The organism is Acidovorax sp. FG60, assembly GCF_057808995.1.
In genome coordinates this window covers 254,828-272,379 of the sequence record NZ_JBMDJC010000007.1, presented here as the reverse complement: position 1 = coordinate 272,379, position 17,552 = coordinate 254,828, and the positions used below count along the sequence as shown (strand labels likewise).

Genomic DNA, 17,552 nt, shown 5'->3' with positions numbered 1-17,552 from the left:
AGTTCTTTAATGGAATTGTAGTGGCTTGGGTTGACAGGGATTTGTCCGGGGTCAACCGGGCGGTTTCGGCCTTTTCTGGAGATCGCGATGTACCTGCTGGGTCTTTCACTGTTGCTTCTGGCATTGAAGTATTTCGAGGTTGGACCCGTGGCCGCCTGGTCCTGGTGGTGGGTGCTGGCGCCCTTTGGTGCCACGGCCTTATGGTGGGCCTGGGCTGATTCCACGGGATATACGAAACGTAAAGCCATGGAAAAGATGGAGCAACGCAAGCAGGACCGGATCAACAAGAACAAGGAAGCCCTGGGCATGCGCCCGCGCAAGCCTCGTTGACTCCAAGACTCTGCAGCCGCCGGTCTTCGCTCCGACCCTGGGGCGGGTATGGCAAGGTTGTGTTACAGAAAAGAGCCCATCATCGCTGCACGTGGCAAGACGGCCATCATCACGGGAGTCACCGGACAGGATGGCGCCTATCTGGCAGCGTTTCTGCTGAACAAGGGTTACCAAGTCATAGGCACCCATCGACGCACCAGCAGTGTGAATACCTGGCGCCTTCAGGAGCTGGGCGTGATGGGCCATCCCCATTTGCTGCTGGTTGATTTTGATCTGACGGACCCCGGCTCTGCCATTGCACTTCTGCAAAAATTCCGTCCGGACGAGTTGTACAACCTGGCGGCACAGAGCTTTGTGGGAGCGAGTTTTGACGCTCCGACTACTACGGCGCTGGTCAATGGCCAAGGTGCATTGAATCTGCTGGAAGCTGTCCGGCTGGTGGACCCCCACATACGCTACTACCAGGCCAGTTCCTCAGAGATGTTCGGTGGGGTGGGTCAAACGCCGCAGTGCGAGTCCACCCCCTTTTGTCCGCGCAGCCCTTATGCGGTGTCCAAGCTGTTTGCCCACTGGATGACCATCAACTACCGGGAAGCTTATGGCATGTATGCCGTCAGCGGCATTCTGTTCAACCATGAAAGCCCCCTTCGGGGAAGTGAATTTGTGACACGCAAGATATCGAATGCGGTGGCCCGCATGGCCCATGGCGAAAGGGGGGTGCTCGAATTGGGCAACCTGGATGCGCGTCGCGACTGGGGTTTTGCGGCCGAGTACGTCGAAGGAATGTGGCAGATGATGCAGGCAGATAGGCCTGGTACCTACGTGCTGGCAACCGGCCGCCAGCAGACCGTGCGCGACTTTGTGCGTATGGCGTTCTCGGTTACTGGCATATCCCTGGAGTTTGCGGGTGCCGCTGCTTCGGAAGTGGCCGTGGATGTGGGGACGGGGCGCGTTGTGGCGAGCGTGGATCCCAGTTTCTTTCGCCCAGCAGAGGTGGATATCCTGGTGGGCGACGCCTCCCGGGCCCGGGCCGAACTGGGTTGGGAGGCGCGCACCTCCGTAGAGCAGATCTGTCGAATGATGGTGGAAGCAGACTTGCGGCGCACTTATCCCGGGGCCCGATGATGGTGAACCACTACTGTGCGCCCTGCTGGCTGCTGTGTGAGGTGGCCCGATGAGGGTAGCTTTTGGCGTCAGCGTGCTGGCACGTTCTGTCCAGCAGGGTGGTGTGGATGGCATTGGTACCTACACCCGGGAGCTGATGGCTGCCATGCCGCCGTCAGCGCAACTGCAGCCCTATCTGTTCGATGCTCCGGCGAGCCTCTGGCAGGGCGCGACACCTGCGATGTCCTTTGGACCTTTTGCGCGGCAGGCCCTGGGCGCCACGCTGCCGGGGGTGGACTTTGGCAGGGTGCGCCGCGCGCTCTGCGCGGGGATTGATGTCATCCATGCCACCGACCATCTGGTTCCGCGCTTGCGTGGAACGCCGGTGGTGGCGACGATTTTTGATGCGATCCCGCTCTCTCACCCCGAGTGGGTCCGATACCGGTTCAAGGGCCTGAAAAACGAATTGTGGCGGCGTACTGCGTTCTGGGCGCAGCAGGTCATCACGATTTCCAATTACTCCCGCCAGGAGATCGCTACGCACTTCCGCCTGCCCGAAGAGCGGATCACTGCCATTCCTCTGGGTGTAGGTCCGCAGTGGTTTGCTCCGGTCGATGAGTCCGTGGAAAAAGCCGTGCGGGATCGGCATGCATTGCCAGACCGCTATTTTGTGAGCGTCGGTACCCTGCAGCCGCGCAAGAACATCAGCCGCCTGCTTTTGGCCCACGCCAGCCTGCCCGAGCCTCTGCAGCGGGAGTTTCCGTTGGTGGTGGTCGGCAAACCGGGCTGGGGGTGCGAAGACGTTGTCGCCCAATTCACCGGGGGCGCGCTCAAACATGTCCGCTGGCTGCAGCACTTGCCGGATGCCGATCTTCAGGTGGTTATCAAGCGTGCAACGGCCTTGGTGTTCCCGTCGCTCCACGAGGGATTCGGACTGCCGGTTCTGGAAGCCTTTGCGGCGGGGGTGCCGGTGGTGGCGTCCAACACGACCTCCATCCCGGAGGTTGCGGGGGATGCGGCCTTGCTGATTGATCCTCTGCGCATCGACGAACTTGCGGATGCGATGCGCCGAGTTGCCGAGAACTCAGAACTGGCGGGCCAACTGGTCGCGTGCGGGCGTGATCGCGTGCGTGCTTTCACCTGGCAAGCGTGCGCAGAAAAAACCCTGCGCGTCTACGAGTCGATGGCTTGATATTGCTGTGATGGCTCATTCAACCGCCAATCCCCCCGTGTCTGCGCGTCAGAGGCAAGTTCAATTGTTGGGGTTTGACATCTGGAGCGCCATGGTGGCGTGGCGCTTCTGGTGTTTTATGGGCTGGAACGATGTCGCCAAGCAGTATCGGCGGACCTTTCTGGGGCCTGTCTGGATCACGCTGCACACGGCCATTTTCATCGTTGCTTTTGGCTTGATCGGCGCCCAACTGTTCAAGTACCCGGCCGAGTGGTACCTGCCGTATTTTTGTGCCGGGCATGTGCTGTTCGGGTATTTCAGTGCGCTGATCAACGAGGGCTGCTTGACGTATATCGGCTCGGACGCGTTTTTGAAGCAGACGCCTTACCCCAAGATGGCGTTTGTGTTCCGCACCGTGTTTCGATGCTCCATCCTGATGCTGCACAGCGCGGTCATTGTGTTGGCCGTCTTGTGGTGGGCGGGGCGGTTGGGGGCTGTGCAGTGGGGGGCGCTGCTTGGCGCCACCGCCCTGACTTTGCTGGCTGCCAGTTTTGTGGTTGCCATTCTGGGGGGGCTTGCGGCCCGCTTTCGTGACGTGACGGTGGCCCTGGGCAGCCTGATGCAGGTCAGTTTTTTTGTGACCCCCGTGCTCTGGGTGCCTGACCAGCTGACCGAACGTGCACAGTGGGTGGTGCACCTGAATCCATTGGCGCTTTTCCTGGACCTGGCGCGCAGCCCCTTGATGGGAGAGATCCCCAGCCTACAGACCTGGGGTGCTGCAGTGGGGGTGGTCTTGCTGTTGGGTTTGATTTTCTTTTGGCAGTATGTCGCGATTCGGCGGCGGATTGTGTACTGGCTGTAGGCGCCGCCACCCTTCGGTATCCCAAGATGGCCCATATCCAGTTGTCCAACGTATCCATCGACTTTCCCGTGTTCACTACGCGGTCACGGGGCCTGCTCAATACGGTGCTGGGGCTTCCTATGCGTGACAAGGCCCGTGTGGAGGCCAGCGGTTTGCGGCAGGTCAGCGTGCATGCGTTGCGTGATGTGAGCCTGTTGCTGCGTCCGGGGGATCGGGTCGGCCTGATTGGTTCGAACGGCGCTGGCAAAACCACGCTGCTGCGAGTGCTCTCGGGCGTCTATGAGCCCATGCAAGGCGAGCTGTCCTTCAGTGGCCGGATTGCAGCGCTCACAGACATCATGCTGGGCATGGATGTCGATGCCACTGGGTACGACAACATCATCATGCGGGGCATCGTGATGGGTCTGACGCGCAAGCAGGCGATGGGCCTCATACCCTCGGTAGAGGCATTCACACAGCTGGGCGAGCATCTTCAGTTGCCGGTCAGGACATACTCACAGGGCATGCTGCTGCGCCTGGCGTTTGCCGTTTCCACGAGCGTGGTTCCCGATATTCTGCTCATGGACGAGATGATTGGTGCTGGTGATGCGAAGTTTTTCAGCCAGGCCAAGGAGCGCATCAACGGGCTGATCGAGCAGGTCTCCATTCTGGTGCTGGCATCCCATAACGAGGTCATTCTCAAGAGCTTTTGCAACAGAGCGTTGGTCCTTAAAGATGGATGCGTGGTGATGGATGGCAGTGTGGACGATGCCTTGGCGTTTCACAACATCCAGCAAGGAGTTTCGCCATGAGACTGGCATGCATCGGCCCCGCAGAGGTGTTGGACGCCATTGCGTCCATGGGGCGAACCGAAGATGTGAGCTGGTCGCCCGACGGACGCCGTGTGGCGCTCGCTGCCATCACCCTCGACAGGGTGCTGGTCGTGGGAATGGACTGCCAGTTTGAAAACGGGCAGAAGGTGCTCTACCTGACGGATGCCGTGGAGGTTGCGTCCACCAGCCTCCAGCGCCCCCATGGCCTGTGCTGGATCAGCAACAGCATCATCGCGGTCGCCAGCCGGGAGGGCAATGTATCGCTGTTCGACATTCCCCCGGCGGATCGTCTGACCGCGTTGCACACGTTGGAGCCCCTGTCCGTGATCGGCAAGCAGGAAACGGAACTCCTGAGCACCCCAGGAAGCCTGTGCGCACGGGATCTGGGCGCAGGCTTGCACGAGCTGTGGGTGTGCAACGGCTTTTCCCATTACGTGACCCATCACCTGCTGAACGCTGCTGCAGGTTTTTCCCATCTGGATGCGCAGCTTCTCATGCAGCACGGGCTGGAGGTTCCGGATGGTGTGGCGCTGGACCCCAATGCTGAATGGGTGGCGGTCAGCAACCACGACCGCCACATTGTCGCGCTCTACCGCAACGATGAGTTTCTTGCGCCTGGCAACGCGCCTGCGGCACAACTGCGTGGCGTCAGCTACCCCCATGGGCTGTGTTTCCTGGCGGGCGGGCGCATTCTGCTGGTGGCGGATGCTGGCGCCCCCCATGTGGCCGTGTTTCACCGGGCTCCTTCCGGGTGGTGCAGCCTGGCCGAACCGAATGCCGTGTTCCGCGTGCTGGAGGACGCTGTGTTTGAGCGGGGGCACCACAACCCGCGCGAGGGTGGCCCCAAGGGCATCGATGTGCATGAGCCCTGGGGCCTGATGGTGACTACCTGTGCAGAGCAGCCTCTGGCCTTTTTCGACATCCTCGACATCGAGGCTGGTGTGGAAGCCTCGGCGCCAGAAGATGCGGTGAACCCAGGCTCGCCCAGTGCCTCACCTGCAGACCGTACACGGGTGACCGTACTTCGGCTGGTGCGGGATATAGCGGCCCGTGAGGCCGCCGTGACGGCGGCCGTGCGAAAGGAAGTGGGATTGATGCGCGCGAGCTGGTCCTGGCGTGTGACCGCACCATTGAGAGCTTTGGCGGGCGGCTGGATCCGGTGGCGGTCGAGGCGGCGCGGGTTTTAAGACGCAAGTCACGCGGGGGCACACAACGCGGATGCCATGGTCTTGGCAGCAAAAAAAAGCCCGCCGGGAGCGGCGGGCTTTTGCTTTTTGAAAGCGCTGGACGTCAATACGCGTCGAGCACCGCACCCTTGCTGGCGCTCGATGCATTGAACGCGAACTTGGCCTGCACCCCGCGCGTATAGCGCGGTGCGGGGGCCGTCCAGGCAGCGCGGCGCTTGGCGATCTCTTCTTCGCTCACGTTCAGCTCCAGCAGCAGTTGGCGTGCGTCGATGGTGATGCTGTCGCCTTCGTTCACGAAGGCGATGGTGCCACCGGCTGCCGCTTCGGGCGCCACGTGGCCGACCACCATGCCCCAGGTGCCGCCCGAGAAGCGGCCGTCGGTGATCAGGCCCACGCTTTCACCCAGGCCAGCACCAATCAGCGCGCCAGTGGGGGCCAGCATTTCGGGCATGCCGGGGCCGCCCTTGGGGCCCAGATAGCGCAGCACCATCACGTCCCCCGCCTTGATCTTGCCGGCCAGGATGGCTTCCAGTGCCGATTGTTCGTCGTCAAACACGCGGGCCGGTCCGGTGATCACGGGGTTCTTCAGGCCCGTGATCTTGGCCACAGCGCCCTCGGGGCTCAGGTTGCCTTTGAGGATGGCCAGGTGGCCTTGGGCGTACATCGGGTTGCTGATGGGGCGGATCACGTCCTGGTCGGCGCGGGGCTCGTCCGGCACATCCTTGAGCACTTCGGCAATCGTCTTGCCTTCGATGGTGATGCAGTCGCCATGCAGCAGGCCTGCGTTCAGCAAGATCTTCATGACCTGCGGGATGCCGCCTGCGCGGTGCAGGTCCACAGCCAGGTATTTGCCGCTGGGCTTGAGGTCGCACAGCACGGGGGTCTTCACGCGCACGCGTTCGAAGTCGTCAATGGTCCATTCCACGCCTGCCGCGTGGGCAATGGCCAGGAAGTGCAGCACCGCGTTGGTGGAGCCACCCGTGGCCATGATGACGGCCACGGCGTTCTCGATGGACTTTTTGGTCACGATGTCGCGCGGCTTCAGGTCCATCTTGATGGCCTCGATCAGCACCTTGGCCGATTCCTTGGCCGAGTTCATCTTTTCGTCGTGTGGGTTGGCCATGGTGGACGAGTAGGGCAGGCTGATGCCCAGGGCCTCGAACGCGCTGGACATGGTGTTCGCGGTGTACATGCCGCCGCACGAGCCGGTGCCGGGGATGGCGCGCTTCTCGATTTCCTTCAGGTCAAAGTCGCTCATCTTGCCGGCGGCGTTCTCGCCCACGGCCTCGAACACGCTCACGATATTCAGGTCCTTGCCCTGGTAGTGGCCAGGCAGGATGGTGCCGCCATACACGTAGATGGCGGGCACATTGGCGCGCAGCATGCCCATCAGGCCGCCCGGCATGTTCTTGTCGCAGCCGCCTACCACCAGCACGCCGTCCATCCACTGACCGCCCACGCAGGTCTCGATGCAGTCGCTGATGACTTCGCGGCTCACCAGGCTGTATTTCATGCCTTCGGTGCCCATGGCCATGCCGTCGCTGATGGTGGGGGTGCCGAATACCTGGGCGTTGCCACCGGCTTCCTCGATACCTGCGATGGCCGCGTCTGCCAGCTTCTGTAGGCCGCTGTTGCAGGGCGTGATGGTGCTGTGGCCGTTGGCCACGCCCACCATGGGTTTCACGAAGTCGCCTTCCTCGTAGCCCATGGCGTAGTACATGGAGCGGTTGGGTGCGCGCGACTTGCCCTGGGTGATGTTGGCGCTGCGGCGGTTGATGGGCTGGATCGGGATGACTTTGTTGTCTGCCATGGTGTGTTTTCCTTCGTGGAGCGAATCTTGTGGGTGGAGAAACTTTTCGCAGCCGCGAGTATGCGGCGATTGGTGGGCGCCATCCAATCCATTTGTACAGGGCGATTAATATGTACAGCATATGAAAGAGCCATTCATTGATATGCGTTTGTGGCGGCAGTTTGCCGCAGTGGCTGAGGAGCTGCACTTTGGCCGCGCGGCGCAGCGCCTGCACATGACACAACCGCCGCTCACGCAGGCCATCGCCGGGCTGGAGCGCACGCTGGGCCTTCAACTGTTCGACCGCACCAAACGCAGCGTGCAGCTCACTCCGGCCGGGGCTGCCCTGTTGCCGCAGGTGCTGGATTTGCTCGACCGCGCCCAGGCACTCCCTGCACAGGCGCGCGCGGCGGCAGCGGGCGAGGTGGGGCGGCTGCGTCTGGCGTTTGTCTCGACCGTGGGTTTTGGGATGCTGCCGCAGTGGGTGCGAGCCTTCCGGGCCCAGTGGCCCGGGGTGCGGCTTGAATTGATCGAGGCGACGGGCGACGTGCAACTTCAGGCGCTGGAGCGGGGGGAGATTGATGCCGGGCTGCTTTTGCACACGCCCGGCCAGGCGCCACCTGCCCTGCGAAGCCTGTGTGTGGCGCAAGAGCCGCTGGTGCTTGCGCTGCCTGAGCATCACCCGCTGGCGCGCACGCCCACCGTCCGGTTCTCTGACCTGCTGCGGGAGCCTCTGGTGATTTTCCCCCGCCCGATCCTGCCCTCGCTGTACGACGCGATCGTGGCGCTGTACCACGCAGCGGGGCAGGTGCCGCAGGTGGCCCAGGAGGCCATCCAGATGCAGACCATCGTCAACCTGGTGTCGGCCGACCTGGGGCTGGCCTGGGTGCCTGCCAGCGTGCAACAGTTTCAGCGGCCGGGCGTTGTCTACCGGCAGCTGGGCGGCAAGTCTCCCCTGGCGCCCGTGTGCGAAACCAGCCTGGTCTGGGGCGCCACTGTGCCGCCCGCACTGGCCCGGTGGATCGACTTTGTGGCCCATGAGGTGCAGGCCAGCGCCCTGAAAGGGTAGTGCTGCGCGTGCACAATCGCCCCCATGCTGACTTATCCCCACATCGACCCTGTCGCCCTGCAGATCGGCCCGCTGGCCATCCACTGGTACGGCCTGACCTATCTTGCGGCTTTTGGCCTGTTCATGCTGCTGGGCATCCGGCGCCTGCGGCACGAGCCGTTTGCCTCCATCACCGGTCCTGGCGCATGGTCGCGCAAGGACGTGGAAGACATCCTGTTCCTGGGGGTGGCGGGTGTGGTGGTGGGGGGGCGCCTGGGGTATTGCCTGTTCTACAAACCTGCGTATTACCTGAGTCACCCCCTGGAAATCTTTGCCGTGTGGCAAGGGGGCATGGCCTTTCACGGTGGCTTGTTGGGCGTGATAGTGGCCATGTTGTGGTTCGCACATTCGCGCAAGCGCCCCTGGCTGCAGGTTGCCGACTTTGTGGCGCCCTGCGTGCCCACGGGTTTGGCCGCAGGGCGGGTGGGAAATTTCATCAACGGCGAACTGTGGGGCCGTTTTGCCAGCCCGGACCTGCCGTGGGGCATGGTGTTTGCACACAGCGGTTCCCTGCAGCCACGCCATCCGTCGCAGGTTTACCAGTTCCTCTTGGAGGGCTTGCTGCTGTTCATCCTGCTGTGGCTGTATGCGCGCAAAGAACGTCGCCAGGGCCAGGTGGCCGCCGCATTCCTGGTGGGTTATGGCACCTTCCGCTTTATTGCCGAATACTTCCGCGAGCCCGATGCGTTCCTCGGCATCCTGTCCTTGGGTATGAGCATGGGCCAGTGGCTGTGCGTGCCGATGATTGCAGCGGGCGTCCTGCTGTGGGTCTGGGCGCAGCGCCAGCCCGTGGTAAGGCAAAAAATCAAGTAAAAATGGCCTCTAGCGCTTGATGGATAAGCGTAAGTAGCTATAAAAAATGTAGCATATTGGCCTTTGCGCCCGGTGCCTTACCAGGGGGCGGCGGCCGCTTGATCTACGGGAAAAACCGCGTCAGCGCCTCTTCGAACGCCGGCACATCGGCGCCCACGTGGGTGGTTTCGTACTCGGCCTTCAGCAAGGTCAGTCCTGGGTTGGTCTGTGCGGCCATCTGTGTGTACAAGGGCGTGACAACAACGGACCCATTGCTGCTGCGGGCGCCTGCGAGGAACAGCGTGGCAGGCAGGGCCTTGCCATCGAGCTGCTTTTCAAACGCTCGGTAGGCGGCGGGGTCCGCGTGTGCCCCGAAGCTGGACTCGGTAGAGAGGTAGTGCGAGAAGCTCAGCGCCCCCGCAGTGCCCTCCAACACCAGGGCCGCAACAACGAAGTAGCCGCCATGGGAGAGGCCCGAGAGCGCCCTTCGCTTGGGATCGGCGCGGTACTGGCGTTCAATCGCAGGCGCAAGTTCCTTGGTGATGAAGTTCAGGTAGCGCGTGGCGCCGGGCAGCAGAAAGTCCGTGCCGCGCTGGGATGTGCCGCCGATGCCTACCAGGATGGCTTGGGTGCCTCGCCGCTGCATCACCTGCTTGAAGGATTCAAATCGCGAGATTGCCGTACCCCCGGGTCCACCTGCGCCGTAGGGTGCGTCGCCTTCAGTGGCGTAGATGACGGGCAGCATGGTAGTGCCCGTGGCGTACGACTGGGGCAGGAAAACCTGGATGGCGTAGGTAAAGCCGTTTGATTCGGACCGCAGCGTGGAGTTGATGACCTGCCCGCTGGGTTCGACAGGCGGGTCGCTGCTGGACGACCCCCCGCCGCATGCAGACAGCGCCGCAACCAATACCAGCAGCGCTGTGCGGCGCACCATGCTGTCGTTCGAGTGCATTGTTCCTGGCATTCTGGCGCCTCCTTTCGGGCCATTGTAGGGAGAGGTGCGCGAACGGATGTGTCACCGCCAATCGACAGGTCTGAGCGCGGTGAACGTGTCTGGCACGGCGGTTGGCCGAGCCATGCTTTTGGCTGGGATGGGGTGTTTTCAGCGGGTGTGCTGCCATAACGAATAGACCGGAATGGGCCGTAGGAGGAGTCGCAGAACGGCACGTCGCGTGTGCGCCTGATCCCTTGCCTTTGTCCGCTTGGCCCTGGGGCCGTACCCAAGGCGCGCCAGCGGGCCAAGCGCGCATGCCCTTGCCTTCGCCTACTGGATGTTGCGCAACCGCCGCAAGACACTGTTTTTTACCCAACGGCATCCGGATTCGGGTATTTGCCTCTTGTCATTTTACGTAATTATGAGAAATTACAGTCTTCCGCAAGAAAATCATCTATTTGCAGGCACTTGGAAGCACGTTGGCGGCAAAAGCTGCAAGTCAGCTGCCCGCCCGCCGTTGAAGATCACTCTGGAGTTTCACCCGCACCATGCGCCCGGTTCCCAACTCACTGCACGACGAAGCCGCTTCGCGCTTGCGCGAGCAAATCTTTGCGGGCGCCTTGCCCCCCGGGAGTTTTCTGGACGAAGCGGCCTTGTGCGAGCGGCTCGCTATTTCGCGCACGCCGCTGCGCGAGGCGCTCAAAGTGTTGGTGGCGGAGGGCTTGCTGCGCCACGAGCCACGCCGGGGATGTTTTGTGGCCGAGATCACCGAACGCGACCTGGATGACCTTTTTCCGGTGATCGCACTGCTTGAAGGCCGCGCAGCGCATGAGGCCACACGCAAGGCGGGGGCGGCAGACATTGCCGCGCTCGACGTGTTGCACCAGCGGCTGCAGCAATTTGCGTCCGAAGGCCTGATCGCCGACTACTACGAAGCCAACTACGCCATTCACGAGGCCTTCATCACACTGGCGGACAACCGCTGGCTGGCCCAGGTGATTGGCGACCTGCGAAAGATCCTGCGCCTGGCCCGGGCGCAAACGCTGCATGTGCCCGGCCGCCTGCAGCAAAGCCTGGCCGAGCATCTGGCCGTGTTCGCCGCGCTCAAGGCGCGCGACTGCGATGCCGCTGAAGAGGCCATGCGCAACCATCTGTTGCGCCAGCGCGATGCGCTGCGCGACGTAGCCCGCAACCAGCAATCGAGGCTCACCCCATGATCAACAGCACCCCCGAATGGATCACCCGCAGCGTGTCGCGCCTGCGCACGGCAGCGCCCGCCGCAGACAAGCCCGCTGACAAAACCGGCGACAAGGCAAGCGAGAAGGCGGCCGACAAACCGGCCCGCGCCGGGCTCGACAAATCGGTGACCGATGTGGTGGCCAAGGTCGCCGTGCCACGTTCCACCAACGAGCGGCTGCAGGCCACGCTGCGGCGCGGGCAGGAGGCTCTGTCGCCCCGCGCGCTGCGCCGCCTGCTGGCCGACCTGCAGGAGGTGGTGGCCCCGCAGGTGAGCGAGATCGAAGGTGGCCGCCGCGCCCAGGCCGTGGCCGAGTGGTATGCCAAGGCCGAGCCCGAAGAGCGCCGCGACATGTGGCTGCTGATGTGCGAGCAGTTCGCCCCCGACGCCACGCGCTTCAAATCGGCCCGCCAGCGCTACGAAGCGGCGGCTGGCACGGCCGAAGAAGGCCAGGCCGAGATCAGCCTGCGCCGCGCACTGGTGTCGCCGCGCACGCGGCTGCTGCAGCGTTTTTCTGCGTTCCCTGAAGGCATGCGGTTCTTGCTGGACCTGCGTGCCGAGCTGCTGCCCCTGCTCAAGTCCGACAAGCGCCTGTTGGCGCTGGATGCCGAGCTGGAGCACCTGTTCTCGACCTGGTTTGACGTGGCCTTTCTGGAGCTACGCCGCCTGTCGTGGGACTCGCCCGCTTCGCTGATTGAAAAACTCATCAAGTACGAGGCCGTGCATGACATCCGCAGCTGGGCCGATCTGAAAAACCGGCTCGACAGCGACCGCCGCTGCTACGGCTTCTTTCATCCGCGTTTGCCCAACGAGCCGCTGATCTTTGTGGAGGTGGCGCTGGTGGACAAAATCTCGTCCAGCATCACGCCTTTGCTCGACGAAGCGGCGGCACCCGCTGACATCGGGCGGGCCACCACGGCGATTTTCTATTCGATCAGCAACACCCAGACCGGGCTGCGCGGTGTGAGCTTTGGCGATTCGCTCATCAAGCATGTGGTGGAGACCCTCACGGCCGAATTTCCCCGGCTGCGCACCTTTGCCACGTTGTCGCCGATTCCGGGTTTCCGCGCTTGGCTGGGCAAGCATGCCGGTGCGATGCTGGAGCGCCTGGATGACAAGCGCCGCACCGAGCTGGGCCGGGCCGTGGGCTTTGAACCCCCGCAGGCCACCCATCTGCTGGCTGCGCTCGACAAGGCCACCGACCTCGATGCCCGATCGCCTGTGCGCCAGATGCTGATGGAGTGCGCCGCACGCTACCTGGCCCGTGAGCTGCAGGACGGAAAGCCAGTGGACCCGGTGGCCCGCTTCCACCTGGGCAACGGAGCGCGGGTGGAACGCCTGAACTGGGCGGGAGACCCGTCCAGCAAAGGACTGAAACAATCGTACGGGCTGATGGTGAACTACCTGTACGACCTCAAGCGCATCGACAAGCACCGCAGCTTGCTCGCGCAAGGCAAGGTGCCGGTGTCGGGGGACATCGACAGCCTGTGCCGTGACTGACCGCAGGCCCCGGTGCCGCGCAATGCCATCATCGTCATCATCGGCGCAGACAATGGCCGATGGACCCCCTCAGAGGGGAGCCAGCCGATGGTGGCAAGTGCCTGGCACGGTTTGAACGGTGGGGCACCGTAGGCCTGCTTTCCCTTTTTACAACGACGACAGGAGACAAGGAATGAAAGACATGCGAATTCAGCGCCGCGAGGTGCTGCTGGGGGCTGCTGCCACAGGTTTGGGGCTGGCCACAGGCACGGTGCCTGCATGGGCCCAGGCATCGGCCTGGCCCACCAAGCCGGTGAACCTGGTGGTGCCGTTCCCTGCGGGCGGCGGCACCGATGCCTTTGCGCGCCCCTTGGCAGCGCAGTTCTCCAAGGCCACCGGCAAGACGCTGGTGATCGACAACCGAGGGGGCGCGGGCGGCACCGTGGGGGCCAGCTTTGCCTCCAAGGCCGCACCAGACGGCTACACGCTCTTCATGGGGGCCGTGCACCACGCGATTGCCCCGTCGATGTACCCCAAGCTCGACTACGACCTGGAGAAGGACTTCATTCCGCTGTTCTTGCTGGCCAACGTGCCCCAGGTGGTGGTGGTCAACCCCAAGAACGTGCCGGTCAACAACTTCCAGCAGTTCATGGACTATGTGAAGCGCAACCCCGCCAAGCTCAATTACGGGTCTGCGGGCGCTGGCACGTCGCACCACCTGGCGGGCGAGCTGTTCAAGCAGCAGACGGGCACCTTCATCACCCACATCCCCTACCGGGGTGCCGGCCCCGCGCTGCAGGACCTGATTGGCGGGCAAGTGGACATGATGTTTGACGGGCTGGGTTCCTCGGCGTCCCACATCAAAGGTGGGCGTATCAAGGCGCTCATGGTGTCGGGCCCCAAGCGCAATGCCGCGTTCCCAGACGTACCCTGCGCCGCCGAAGTTGGCCTGCCCGACTACACCGTCACCACCTGGTACGGCCTGTGGGCACCCAAGGGCACTCCCGCCGATGTGCAGGCGCGCATCGTGGACGAGGTGCGCAAGCTGGGCAGCGCCGACGAACTCAAAGCGATCTGGGCCAACAACGGTGCCGAATACGGCGGCATGACCCAGCAGCAGTTTGCGGGCATGGTCAGCAGCGAGGTCAAGCGCTGGGCGGCGGTGGTGAAGGCCTCTGGCGCAAAGCTTGATTAACCCCCTGTGGCGCTTTGCGCCTTCCCCCTGAAGGGGGACGCCACCCGTGGCCCGGCAAAGCCGGTTCCACGGTGGCACTCGCGATGGCGTAGCGCGGGCTTTCAGGGCTGAGTAATGTGCATAACTTGATAGGTTGCCGAGATGTCGGGTGAAGTGTTGATGGAATCGGGTGAGCGTGGAGTGGCGCACGTCACCCTGCGCCACTCCGGGCGGCTGAACGCCATGTCGCGTGGCATGTGGCGGCAGCTGCGTGTGGTGTTTGAAGACATCCAGCAGCGCAGCGATGTGCGCTGTGTGCTGATTGCGGGGGAGGGCGATGCCTTCTGTGCGGGCGGTGACATTTCGGAATACCCCGGCTTTCGGTTTGACGCCGCTGCCTTGCGGGACTTTCATGAGAACGACGTCTGGGGTGGGCTCAACGCCATGCTCCAGTGCGACGTGCCCATCGTGGCGCAGATCCGTGGCGCCTGCATGGGTGCCGGGGTGGAGATTGCCAGCTGCTGCGACATCCGCGTGGCGGGCAGTGGTGCGCGTTTTGGCGCGCCGATTGCCAAGCTCGGTTTCCCGATGGCCCCGCGCGAGGCGCAGCTGGTGGCGGGTGCTGTGGGTGACGTGACCGCACGCCAGATGCTGCTGGAGGCCGCCACCTTCAGCGCCCCTGACATGCTGGCACGCGGCTTTCTGAGCCGTGTGGTGGCCGACGACATGGTGGCCACCGAGGCCCTGGGCAGCGCACAGCGCATCGCCGCACTGGCGCCGCAGGCCGCCCGCATGAACAAGCAGACATTTCGGGCATTAAAAATGCCTCTGGCGCTTGATGGTAAAGCGCAAGAAGCTATGAAAAATATAGTAAACGGGGCGCCTGACCCCTATGCCTACGCGGACAGCGCCGAGCACCGCGAAGGCATCACCGCGTTCCTAGAAAAACGCGCGCCGTTGTTTTGACGGGCCCCGCCCGCCTTGTTGATCCAAACCTTTAAAACCGTCCAACTGCCATGAGCCAAAACAACCTCTTCAGCGCCCTGCGCGCAGCCTTCCCGTCTGACCTGGACAGCACCGCCGTCGAGACCACGGCGGCAGACGGCACGCCGCTGTTCTACACCTGGCGCGATCTGGACCGCGCCAGCGCCCGCATTGCCAACCTGCTCGCATCGCTCAAGCTGCCCCAAGGCAGCCGCGTGGCCGTGCAGGTGGAAAAGTCCGTCGAAGCCATGGCGCTGTACCTGGCCACGCTGCGTGCGGGCTACGTCTTTTTGCCGCTCAACACCGCCTACCAAAGCGCCGAGATCGAATACTTCATCGGCAACGCCGAGCCCGCGGTGGTGGTGTGCTCGCCCGGCAACTTCGGCTGGGTCAGCAAGATTGCCTTCACGCTGGGCACGCAGCATGTGTTCACCCTGGGCGACGACCGCACCGGCAGCCTGCTCGAGCGCGCCACCCACCACAGCGATGAGCACCAGGCCGTGGCCCGCAGTGCAGATGACCTCGCCGCCATCCTCTACACCAGCGGCACCACCGGCCGCAGCAAGGGCGCCATGCTCACGCACGGCAACATGCTGAGCAACGCCGTCATGCTCAAGGACTACTGGGGCTGGAAGAAGGGTGACGTGCTCATCCACGCACTGCCCATCTTCCACGTGCACGGCCTGTTCGTCGCCATCCACGGCGCGCTTATCAACGGCAGCAAGATGATCTGGATGGCCAAGTTCGACCCGAAGGCCGTTATCGCCGCCATGCCCCGCGCCACCGTGTTCATGGGCGTGCCCACGCTCTACGTGCGCATGCTGGCAGAGCCCGGCCTGACCAAAGAGGCCGTGAAGAACATGCGCCTGTTCATCGCAGGCTCTGCACCCCTGCTGATCGAAACCTTCAAGGAATGGCAGCAACGCACCGGCCACACCATTCTGGAGCGCTACGGCATGAGCGAAACCATCATGCTCACCAGCAACCCCTACAGCGCCGACAAGCGCTACAAGGGCGAGGATGAGCGCCGTGGTGGCACCGTCGGCTTCCCCCTGCCGGGCGTGAGCCTGCGTGTGCAGGGCGACGACGGCAAAGACCTGCCCACGGGCGAGATCGGCGGCATCCAGGTCAAGGGCCCCAACGTGTTCAAGGGCTACTGGCGCATGCCCGAGAAGACGGCGGAAGAGTTCACCAAAGACGGCTACTTCAAGACCGGTGACGTGGGCAAGGTCGATGAGCGCGGCTACGTCCACATCGTAGGCCGCAGCAAAGACCTCATCATCAGCGGCGGCTACAACGTCTACCCCGCAGAGATCGAGGGCTACGTCAACGACATGCCCGGCGTGGCCGAAAGCGCCCTGGTCGGCGTGCCGCACCCCGACTTTGGCGAAGTGGGCGTGGCCGTGGTCATTGCCAAGCCCGGAGCCAGCCTGAACGCTGACGCCATCGTGGCCCAGCTCAAGTCCCAGCTCGCGAACTTCAAGATCCCCAAGAAGTGTTTTGTGGTGGCTGAATTGCCTCGCAACACCATGGGCAAGGTTCAGAAGAACCTCCTGCGGGAGCAGTACAAGGGGTTGTTTGTGTGATGCGTTGAGGCGGGTCTTGTGGCCGCCTTTGCATGCCCGCCATCGTGCGGGCCTGATTGGCTCTTATGGGCTCTTGTGGTCTTGGCATGCTGGTATTGGGTGGCGCACTTCAGATATGAGACCGTTTTTTCGCTTGATCCGCGATGTCTGGGGCGTGATTCTGTTTAAACATGCGCTCCTGTAGAGCGTAAGGCGCTGAGATGTTCAGGAAGTGCTTGAGAAGTTCGGTATGGAAATGCCTTGTCAGCTTCGACTGGTTCGAGCGTTGTCCTCTAGATCTTGTCAGCCCGCGTCAGAGTCCATGGCCATAGCCCACAACCTTTGTCGGTACGCCTGATGTTCATATGACGCTTTGTGGCCTTGGGCCTCCAAGCGCCTCTCGTGTCACCTTTGGGCCACACAGTTGAATCGCCGCATCCTCTCCATCCCCCTCGGAATCGCCCTGATCGCGATCATCGGAGCATCACTTGCCCCTCTTTTTCTGACTCCGAAAGTTTCACCGTGCGCCTACCTCAGCGCACCGGTGCGGTTTCTCAAAATTGATAGCCGCCCGGTGAAAGTAAATCGAGGCACTCGCCCGTTCCCCGTGGTGGAATACAGCTACGTCGTTTCCGGCAAGAGCTATACCAGCACCAAGATGTTTTGCTCAGAAAGCGATGGGTTCAAAGCGAATTGGTCCAAGGTCGACCGCTTCTTTCACGTTGCCAAAAATGGGGGTGAAATTGTGGCTTGGTTTCCACCGTTTTCCCCCGAGTCGGCGTGCATCTCCATCGATGCGGAGTTCGACTACTCCGTGGTGTCAAGCACCTCTTCTCAGTGCCGGGCGGATTGAGGCCTGCCCTTGGCTGGGTGAGGGGGCTTCCCGGCATTGGGTCGTGATGCTGCCGACTCCTCCGTGTTGGAGTTTGGTGATGCAAGAAGTGTTTGCTATTTAATTGATAGCTTGTTGCGCTTTATCTATAAGCGCTAGAGCCTGGTTTTTGCGAAGCAGACTGTTCGCACA

General features: G+C 62.8%; 16 protein-coding genes. 14 read left to right on the top strand and 2 right to left on the bottom strand.

The genetic code is table 11. The features are described 5' to 3' along the window. Positions 1–87 precede the first annotated feature (87 nt). The 6 genes from ACODS0_RS13070 (at position 88) to ACODS0_RS13045 (ending at position 5,466) form a co-directional block, all read left to right on the top strand. Positions 88–330 carry a TIGR04438 family Trp-rich protein gene (locus ACODS0_RS13070; RefSeq protein WP_055400492.1) on the top strand — a complete coding sequence of 81 codons (243 nt, stop codon included), beginning with the start codon at positions 88–90 and terminating at the stop codon, positions 328–330. 48 nt (positions 331–378) lie between these two features. Continuing rightward, positions 379–1,455 (top strand): GDP-mannose 4,6-dehydratase, encoded by a 1,077-nt coding sequence (gene gmd, locus ACODS0_RS13065; protein ID WP_488835406.1) that lies wholly within the window; start codon positions 379–381, stop codon positions 1,453–1,455. Between the two features lie 73 nt (positions 1,456–1,528). Next, a complete protein-coding gene (locus ACODS0_RS13060; protein ID WP_488835404.1) occupies positions 1,529–2,626 on the top strand; it encodes a glycosyltransferase family 4 protein in 1,098 nt (365 codons plus the stop codon). A gap of 37 nt (positions 2,627–2,663) precedes the next feature. After that, on the top strand, positions 2,664–3,467 hold the full coding sequence (locus ACODS0_RS13055) for an ABC transporter permease (RefSeq protein ID WP_488835402.1): 804 nt from the start codon (positions 2,664–2,666) through the stop codon (positions 3,465–3,467). 26 nt (positions 3,468–3,493) lie between these two features. Further along, positions 3,494–4,258: an ABC transporter ATP-binding protein gene (locus ACODS0_RS13050; RefSeq protein ID WP_121506936.1), complete on the top strand. Its 765-nt coding sequence runs from the start codon at positions 3,494–3,496 to the stop codon at positions 4,256–4,258. After that, positions 4,255–5,466: a YncE family protein gene (locus ACODS0_RS13045; RefSeq protein WP_488835399.1), complete on the top strand. Its 1,212-nt coding sequence runs from the start codon at positions 4,255–4,257 to the stop codon at positions 5,464–5,466. Before ACODS0_RS13050 ends, ACODS0_RS13045 begins: the two co-directional genes overlap by 4 nt. A 103-nt stretch (positions 5,467–5,569) precedes the next feature. Here ACODS0_RS13045 and ilvD read toward each other — a convergent pair whose 3' ends face one another. Then, positions 5,570–7,276, bottom strand: coding sequence for a dihydroxy-acid dehydratase (gene ilvD, locus ACODS0_RS13040; protein ID WP_121419613.1), 1,707 nt, complete (start codon positions 7,274–7,276; stop codon positions 5,570–5,572). Between the two features lie 121 nt (positions 7,277–7,397). On the opposite strand from ilvD, the gene ACODS0_RS13035 reads away from it, so the two are divergent. Beyond that, entirely contained in the window at positions 7,398–8,324 is a 927-nt protein-coding gene (locus tag ACODS0_RS13035) for a LysR family transcriptional regulator (RefSeq protein WP_306554119.1), read from the top strand. Positions 8,325–8,348: 24 nt separating this feature from the next. Then, positions 8,349–9,176: a prolipoprotein diacylglyceryl transferase gene (lgt, locus tag ACODS0_RS13030; protein ID WP_218299405.1), complete on the top strand. Its 828-nt coding sequence runs from the start codon at positions 8,349–8,351 to the stop codon at positions 9,174–9,176. Positions 9,177–9,279: 103 nt separating this feature from the next. Here the strand turns inward: lgt and ACODS0_RS13025 are convergent, their stop codons facing one another. Next, entirely contained in the window at positions 9,280–10,119 is an 840-nt protein-coding gene (locus tag ACODS0_RS13025; protein ID WP_488835396.1) for an alpha/beta hydrolase, read from the bottom strand. A 518-nt stretch (positions 10,120–10,637) separates the two neighbouring features. Between ACODS0_RS13025 and ACODS0_RS13020 the strand changes: the two genes are divergently transcribed. The 6 genes from ACODS0_RS13020 to ACODS0_RS12995 all read left to right on the top strand — a co-directional run bounded on the left by ACODS0_RS13020 (position 10,638) and on the right by ACODS0_RS12995 (position 17,381). Further along, positions 10,638–11,306: a GntR family transcriptional regulator gene (locus tag ACODS0_RS13020; RefSeq protein WP_488835394.1), complete on the top strand. Its 669-nt coding sequence runs from the start codon at positions 10,638–10,640 to the stop codon at positions 11,304–11,306. Next, positions 11,303–12,826 (top strand): malonyl-CoA decarboxylase, encoded by a 1,524-nt coding sequence (locus ACODS0_RS13015; protein WP_488835392.1) that lies wholly within the window; start codon positions 11,303–11,305, stop codon positions 12,824–12,826. The genes ACODS0_RS13020 and ACODS0_RS13015 overlap by 4 nt, the downstream gene beginning before the upstream one ends. Before the next feature lie 172 nt (positions 12,827–12,998). After that, positions 12,999–14,000 carry a Bug family tripartite tricarboxylate transporter substrate binding protein gene (locus tag ACODS0_RS13010; protein ID WP_488835390.1) on the top strand — a complete coding sequence of 334 codons (1,002 nt, stop codon included), beginning with the start codon at positions 12,999–13,001 and terminating at the stop codon, positions 13,998–14,000. 141 nt (positions 14,001–14,141) lie between these two features. Beyond that, positions 14,142–14,945: an enoyl-CoA hydratase/isomerase family protein gene (locus ACODS0_RS13005; protein WP_121506931.1), complete on the top strand. Its 804-nt coding sequence runs from the start codon at positions 14,142–14,144 to the stop codon at positions 14,943–14,945. A 50-nt stretch (positions 14,946–14,995) separates the two neighbouring features. Then, on the top strand, positions 14,996–16,549 hold the full coding sequence (locus tag ACODS0_RS13000; protein WP_488835388.1) for a malonate--CoA ligase: 1,554 nt from the start codon (positions 14,996–14,998) through the stop codon (positions 16,547–16,549). A gap of 403 nt (positions 16,550–16,952) precedes the next feature. After that, positions 16,953–17,381, top strand: coding sequence for a hypothetical protein (locus tag ACODS0_RS12995; protein WP_488835386.1), 429 nt, complete (start codon positions 16,953–16,955; stop codon positions 17,379–17,381). The last annotated feature ends 171 nt before the right edge of the window (positions 17,382–17,552 follow it).